At 42.5% G+C, this 1110-nt stretch carries 1 protein-coding gene; it reads right to left on the reverse strand.

Annotated elements, in window-relative coordinates:
- Nucleotides 1–137 precede the first annotated feature (137 nt).
- Nucleotides 138–1110, reverse strand: a 973-nt coding sequence (locus F6K53_RS44675; protein ID WP_293087465.1) for an RNA-guided endonuclease TnpB family protein, incomplete at its 5' end; no start/stop codon positions are given.

Genomic DNA, 1110 nt, shown 5'->3' on the forward strand with positions numbered 1-1110 from the left:
TTATCAGTGGTTGGTTGTGCCACTTCCTCTATATCCGGTATATCCTCGAGGAAGTTATCTAGGTTAAATTCGTCTTTGATTACTGCTGGTGGCTGAGCATCTAGGTTGTTAGACATTCGGAAAGCTAAAATTCCACATTAAGCGAACATTTTTAACCTTTTGCCTTGGCAAGTTCGCCGGTTCCCTGCGACGAGAAACTGATATAATGCGGTAAAAACCGTATTAAAGTTCCCTTCCTGCTTCTTTCCAGTTACCTGGTTTTTCATAGGGTGTCGGCACTTCCTATTCCACAGGCTTAGACCGAATAGCCTTCGGCAAAACGTTCGTGCATTCAGGCTGGCGTTATAGTCACGGTCAAAGACTTCACCGCAAACCTCACAATCAAAAACTCGTTCTTTAAGTGGCATTTCCTGAACATGACCACAACTAGAACAAGTTTTAGTGGATGGGTAGAATCTATCTACAAATACCAATGAGCAACCGTACCACTCAGACTTGTATTCGACTTGACGACGAATTTCATAAAGAGCGGAATCGGCTATCGCACCTGCTAACTTCTTGTTTTTTAGCAGACCGGAAACATTTAGATCTTCTAACCCAATGACTGCGTGGTTTTTGCAAAGCCAAGAGGTTAATTTTTGAATTGCATCTTTCCGGATGTTAGCAACACGTTGATGGGCTTTAGCTAATTTCAGCTTGGTCTTATTTCTATTGGCAGAACCCATAGTTCTTCTAGATAGTTCTCCTTGAAGTCTAGCCAGCTTTTTCTGAGCTTGTTTGTAAGCTCTAGGATTAGGAAATACCGTCCCATCTGAACAGGTGGCTATAACTTTAACCCCGACATCAACACCTAGATATTCTCTACATTTAACAGTGGGTTCAGGTTCCAACTCGTAGGCCAAAGAAATATACCAAGAATCGGCTTCTCGACTGATTGTAACCCGCTTCGTCTGGATTCCAGGTAAAGGTTCATAAGTGCTAACCCACCCAAGAAAAGGGAGTTTCAACCGAGTTCCTGAAAACTCCATGACCTTCCCACAATTATCTAGGGTGAAGCTATCATTTCTACCTTTCTTCTTAAACTTAGGGTGTTGAGCTCTCCCTTGAAAA

Origin of the sequence: Moorena sp. SIO4A1, from assembly GCF_010672065.1 — a bacterium.
Lineage (GTDB): Bacteria > Cyanobacteriota > Cyanobacteriia > Cyanobacteriales > Coleofasciculaceae > Moorena.